Source organism: Actinomadura geliboluensis (genome assembly GCF_005889745.1).
Lineage (GTDB): Bacteria > Actinomycetota > Actinomycetes > Streptosporangiales > Streptosporangiaceae > Spirillospora > Spirillospora geliboluensis.
Map to the genome: position 1 here is coordinate 1 of NZ_VCKZ01000539.1, position 5,415 is coordinate 5,415.

The window sequence follows — 5,415 nt, forward strand, 5'->3', positions numbered from 1 at the left end:
GCTCTTCGTCCCATGCGGCGGCGGGGTTGGGGGACCGGGGCATCACGCCATGATGGCATGACCTCGCGCTGGTGACGCTCGGCTCCGGGGGCGGCACGCGGCGCTGCGGGGCACGCCGCGCCCGGCCGCGTCTCCGATCGCCCGCCCGTGATGATTTTCCGCCGCCGCCGCGGTCTACAGAGCATGGGGCGTCACCCGATCGGAGGCCGAGTGTGCGAGTGGACGCGAACCGCGGCAGGCTGCTGGACCGCGCGATCGGCTTCGCGCTGACGGCCGCCCAGGGGGTCTTGCCGCACATGCTCGCCCGCCGCACGCCGTGCGCGTCGTGGGACCTCGGCATGCTGCTCCTGCATCTCGCCGACTCCCTCGGCGCGCTGCACGAGGGCATGGCCGGCGGGCACGTCGCACGGTGCTCGGAACCGGCGGCCGGGGCGGTCGACCCGGTGTCGGAGCTGCGCGTGCAGGCCGTCCGCGTGCTGCGCGCGTCGGCCGCCCGCGGCGCGGTGACCGTGGGGGACCGGCGCCTGCAGGGCGACCTGATGGCCGCCGCCGGGGCGGTCGAGGTCGCCGTCCACGGCTGGGACATCGCCCAGGCGACCGGCGAGGGGCGGCCGATCCCGCCGGTGCTCGCGGCCGACCTGCTGGCGGTGTGCCCGCTGGTGCTGCCCGCGCCGCCGCGCGGCCCGCTGTTCGCCGAACCGGTGAAGGCGCCGCCGGACGCGTCCCCCGGTGACCGGCTCGTCGCCCTTCTCGGCCGCCGCCCGGCGGCGGGCCCGCGCCCGGAGGATGCGTGCATGGACGGGTTCAGCGAGAATCGTCCCGTCCGTTCCCCCGGCCAGAGGAGAGAGACCCGGTGAAGTATCCGGTGTCCGCCCGGTACCTGCTCCCCGATGCGTACGAGCGCGTGGTCGGGCTCATCGCCGAGGAGAAGTACATTCCCGCGATCAAGCTCGTCCGGCAGGCGACGGGCCTCGGCCTCAAGGAGGCCAAGGAGTACGTGGACGGGCTGAAGGGGCGGGTCTTCGCCCGGCAGGTGCCGCCGCAGGTGCAGGCGAAGGCGCGCGCGATGATCGCCGACGGCCGGGCGAAGCCGGCGGTCAAGATGGTCCGCGCGGAGACCGGGCTCGGGTCGCAGGCGGCCAAGGACTTCATCCAGGCGCTCCGGGACGGGCTGGTCGTCGCGCCCGTGGCCGACCCGGGCGGGACGCTGTCGGACCGGGTCCGCGCGTTCCAGGCGGCCGGGGACTACGCCTCGGCCGTCGCGCTGGTGTGCGCGGAGACCGGGATGCGCCCCGAGGAGGCGGAGCGCTTCGTCGCGGCGCTCCAGTAGCGGGCCCGCGCCCGCCGGCGGCGTCGGCCTCCGGGCAGGAGATCGGGACGACCCCTCGCCCCGGACGGCAACCGAATGCCATTCTGGTGTCCGGACGCAACGATGCCTGGAGGGGCCATGGCGATCGCCATCAGCGCGGAGCACCGCGAGCTGGCACGGACGGCGCGCGCTTTCCTGCGCGACCACGAGGCGCGGGCCGCCAACCGCGTGCTGCTGGACGCCGAGAAGGAGACGCTCCCCGCCTTCTGGACCGGGTTCGCCGACCTCGGCCTGCTCGGCCTGCACCTGCCCGAGGAGCACGGCGGCGGCGGGGCCGGCCTCCAGGAGCTGGTCGTGGTCGCCGAGGAGCTCGGCCGTTCCGCCGCGCCCGGCCCGATGCTGCCCACGATGATCGCGTCCGCCGTGATCGCCGCCGCCGGGACGGACGAGCAGCGGGCACGCCTGCTGCCCGGCCTCGCGTCCGGCGCGACCCCGGCGGCCCTCGGCACCGGCGGCTCGCTGAGCCTGGCGGACGGCGAGGCGACGGGTGACGCGGGCGTCGTGCTGGGCGGCGGCCTCGCGGAGCTGCTCGTCCTCCCGGCCGGCGACGACATGGTCGTCGTCCGGGCGGACGCCGCGAGCGTCGAGGTCCCGGAGAACCTGGACCCGTCGCGCCGGTCCGCCCGTGTCCGCCTGGACGGCGCCGCCGCCGAGGTCCTGCCCGGCGCACGCGCCCAGGCCGTCGCCATCGCCCGCACCCTGGTCTCCGCCGAGGCGGTCGGCGGCGCGCTCGAATGCGTGGAGAACGCCGTCGAATACGCCAAGGTGCGGCAGCAGTTCGGCCGCCCGATCGCGACGTTCCAGGCCGTCAAGCACCACTGCGCGAACATGCTCGTCGCCGCCGAGCTGGCCACGGCCGCCGTGTGGGACGCCGCGCGCGCCGCGTCCGGGCCCGCCGACCAGTTCGAGCTGGCGGCGGCCGTCGCGGCGGCGCTCGCGCTGCCCGCGTTCACGTCCAACACGGGCCTGAACATCCAGGTGCACGGCGGCATCGGCTTCACCTGGGAGCACGACGCGCACCTGCTGATGCGCCGCGCCGCGACCCTGGAGGCCGTGTTCGACCCGCGCTCCGCCGAGCGGGACGTGACCCGCCTGCGGGACGCCGGCGTCGTCCGCGCGGCGACCCTCGACCTGCCGCCCGAGGCCGAGGCCGAGCGGCCCCGGATCCGCGAGCTGGCCCGCGAGATCGCCGCGCTGCCCGCCGCCGAGCAGCGGCGGCGGCTCATCGACACCGGCTACGCGCAGCCGCACTGGCCGCGCCCGTGGGGCGTCGAGGCGAGCGCCGGGCTGCAGCTCGTCATCGAGGACGAGTTCCGCGCGGCGGGCGTGAAGCGCGTCCAGCTCGGCATCACCGGGTGGGTGATCCTCACCCTCGTCCAGCACGGCACCCAGGACCAGATCGACCGGTGGGTGCGGCCCGCGCTCAGCGGCGACGAGGTCTGGTGCCAGCTGTTCAGCGAGCCCGAGGCCGGCTCGGACGCCGCCGCCGTGAAGACCCGCGCCGTCAAGGTCGACGGCGGCTGGGTCGTCAACGGCCAGAAGGTGTGGACGAGCGGCGCGCAGCACTGCCGCTGGGGCTTCGCGACCGTCCGCACCGACCCGGACGCGCCCAAGCACGCCGGCGTCACCATGGTCGTGATCGACATGGAGCACCCGGGCGTGGAGGTCAGGCCGCTCCGCCAGATCACCGGCGGGTCCGACTTCAACGAGGTGTTCTTCTCCGACGTGTTCGTCCCCGACGCCGACGTGGTCGGGCGGCCGAACCAGGGCTGGACGGTCGCCCGCGCGACGCTCGGCAACGAGCGGGTCAGCATCGGCGGCGGCGCCGGCGGCCCCGCCGGGCCCGACGTCGTCGCGCTCTACCGCGAGCACGGCGCGGACGTCCCGGCCGGGGCCGAGCGGGTCGGCGCCTACCTGGCGGAGGAGCAGGCGCTCCGGCTGCTGAACCTGCGCTCCGCCGAACGCGCCGTCGCCGGCGGCGAGCCCGGCCCCGAGGGCAACATCACCAAGCTCGTCCTCGCCGAGCACGGCCACGCCACCGCCGACCTCCTCGCCGCGTTCGCCGGCCCCGGCACCGCGTTCAACGAGGGCCTCGGCCAGTTCGCCGGGCTGATGCGGCTCGGCTCCCGGGGCATGTCGATCGCGGGCGGCACGTCCGAGATCACCCGCAACCAGATCGCCGAGCGGATTTTGAAGCTGCCCCGGGACCCGCTGATCAAGTAGCGGACGCGGCGGGCCGGCGGCGGTGCTCGGCGAGCAGCCCCGGCTCGCCCGCCCGGTGGTTGATGCCCGCGATGTCGGTGCCGGGCGGGACGACCTCGTCGATCGCGTCCAGCACCGCCGGGTCGAGGCGCAGGTCGGCGGCGGCGAGCAGGTCGTCCAGCTGCGCCATCGTCTTCGGGCCGATGATCGTCGAGGTGACGGCCGGGTGCTCGCCGACGAACGCGAGCGCCAGGTGGGTGAGCGACAGCCCGGCCCCCTCGGCGATCTTCGTGAGCCGCTCGACGGCGTCGTAGCGGACGGGGGCGCTCGGGTCGACGTCCACGGTGCGGTCCCGCCACGCCGGGTTGTCCGACGGGGCGAACCGGGACCCGGCGGGCGGCTGCGCGCCGCGCCGGTACTTGCCGGTCAGCCAGCCGCCCGCGAGCGGGCTCCACGGGATGACGCCCATCCCGTGCCGCCGCGCGGCCGGCAGCATCGCCCGCTCGATCGACCGGGCGAAGACCGAGTACTGCGGCTGCTCGCACACGAACCGGACGCCGCCGCGCCGCGCGGCGGCCCACTGCGCCTCCACGATCTGGTCGGCGGGGAACGACGACGACCCCGCGTACAGGATCTTGCCCTGCCGGACGAGGTCGGACAGCGCGTCGAGCGTCTCCTCCAGATCGGTGTCCCAGTCGCGGCGGTGGATCTGGTACAGGTCGATGCGGTCGGTGCCGAGCCGCCGGAGGCTGTCCTCCACGGCGCGGACGATGTACCGCCGCGACCCGCCCCGGGCGTTGCGCTCCTCGCCGAGCGGGAAGAAGAACTTCGTCGCGAGGACGACGTCGTCTCGGCGGCCCTTGAGGGCCTTGCCGACGATCTCCTCGCTCTCGCCGGCCGAGTACATGTCGGCGGTGTCGATGAAGTTGATCCCCGCGTCCAGCGCCTTGTGGACGATCCGCTGGGACTCGTCGTGGTCGGGGTTGCCGACGGCTCCGAACATCATCGCGCCGAGGCACTGTGTGCTGACCTCGACGCCGGTACGGCCGAGCTTGCGGTACTGCATCTGCGCTCCCTCGTCAGGTGACCGCGCAGCACGCTATGACCTGGAGCGCGCTCCAGGTCAAGCGCCGGTCCGGGCCCGCGGGCGGCCGCTCAGAGGGCGGCGAGCCAGTCGTACCAGGCGCCGAGGCCGTCGCCGCGCGTCGCCGACAGCGGCAGGACGCTGAGGCCCGGGCACAGCCGGCGGGCCGCGTCCCGGCAGGCGGCCACGTCGAAGTCGACGTGCGGCAGCAGGTCGATCTTGTTGAGCAGCAGGACGTCCGCGCCGCGGAACATGTGCGGGTACTTCAGCGGCTTGTCGGCGCCCTCGGTGACCGACATCAGCACCACGCGGGCCCGCTCGCCGAGGTCGAACAGCGCCGGGCAGACGAGGTTGCCGACGTTCTCGACGAAGACCGTCGAGCCGTCCCGGGGCGCCAGCGCGGTCAGCGCCTCCGCCACCATCGCCGCGTCGAGGTGGCAGCCGGCGCCGGTGTTGACCTGGACGGTCCGCGCCCCGGCGGCGGCGAGGCGGCGGGCGTCCAGCAGCGTCTCCTGGTCGCCCTCGATCACCGAGATCGGGCGGTCCGCGCCGAGGTCGGCGACGGTCCGCTCCAGCAGCGTCGTCTTGCCGGAGCCGGGGGAGCTCATCACGTTGAGCGCGACGATGCCGCGCTCGGCGAGCCAGGCCCGGTTGCGCCCGGCCAGGTCGTCGTTGTGCGCCAGCACCTTCTGGCCGAGGGCGACGGTGCGCCCGAGGCCGTGCGCGTGCTCATGCCGGTGCTCGTGCTCGTGCTCATGCC

The 5,415-nt window shown here is 75.3% G+C and carries 5 protein-coding genes; 3 read left to right on the top strand and 2 right to left on the bottom strand.

All coding sequences use genetic code 11. The annotated features are described in order from the left end of the window. Positions 1 to 212 precede the first annotated feature (212 nt). The 3 genes from ETD96_RS40715 (at position 213) to ETD96_RS40725 (ending at position 3,592) form a co-directional block, all read left to right on the top strand. Positions 213 to 857 carry a TIGR03086 family metal-binding protein gene (locus ETD96_RS40715; RefSeq protein WP_205719715.1) on the top strand — a complete coding sequence of 215 codons (645 nt, stop codon included), beginning with the start codon at positions 213 to 215 and terminating at the stop codon, positions 855 to 857. Beyond that, positions 854 to 1,330 (top strand): ribosomal protein L7/L12, encoded by a 477-nt coding sequence (locus ETD96_RS40720; protein WP_240808576.1) that lies wholly within the window; start codon positions 854 to 856, stop codon positions 1,328 to 1,330. Before ETD96_RS40715 ends, ETD96_RS40720 begins: the two co-directional genes overlap by 4 nt. Before the next feature lie 117 nt (positions 1,331 to 1,447). Further along, positions 1,448 to 3,592 carry an acyl-CoA dehydrogenase family protein gene (locus tag ETD96_RS40725; RefSeq protein WP_138641820.1) on the top strand — a complete coding sequence of 715 codons (2,145 nt, stop codon included), beginning with the start codon at positions 1,448 to 1,450 and terminating at the stop codon, positions 3,590 to 3,592. On the opposite strand, the gene ETD96_RS40730 is transcribed toward ETD96_RS40725, so the two are convergent. Both ETD96_RS40730 and hypB read right to left on the bottom strand, forming a co-directional pair. Beyond that, positions 3,585 to 4,637, bottom strand: a complete 1,053-nt coding sequence (locus ETD96_RS40730; protein ID WP_138641821.1) for an aldo/keto reductase — start codon at positions 4,635 to 4,637, stop codon at positions 3,585 to 3,587. The two genes, ETD96_RS40725 and ETD96_RS40730, sit on opposite strands and share 8 nt — an antisense overlap. 89 nt (positions 4,638 to 4,726) lie before the next feature. Next, on the bottom strand, positions 4,727 to 5,415 hold a 689-nt coding region (hypB, locus tag ETD96_RS40735; RefSeq protein WP_138641822.1), incomplete at its 5' end, for a hydrogenase nickel incorporation protein HypB.

What these genes read in the sequence shown, in the direction of transcription:
- ETD96_RS40725 (WP_138641820.1), top strand. Translation starts at nt 1,448, where the DNA reads ATGGCGATCGCCATCAGCGCGGAGCACCGCGAGCTGGCACGGACGGCG.
- ETD96_RS40730 (WP_138641821.1), bottom strand. Translation starts at nt 4,637, where the DNA reads ATGCAGTACCGCAAGCTCGGCCGTACCGGCGTCGAGGTCAGCACACAG.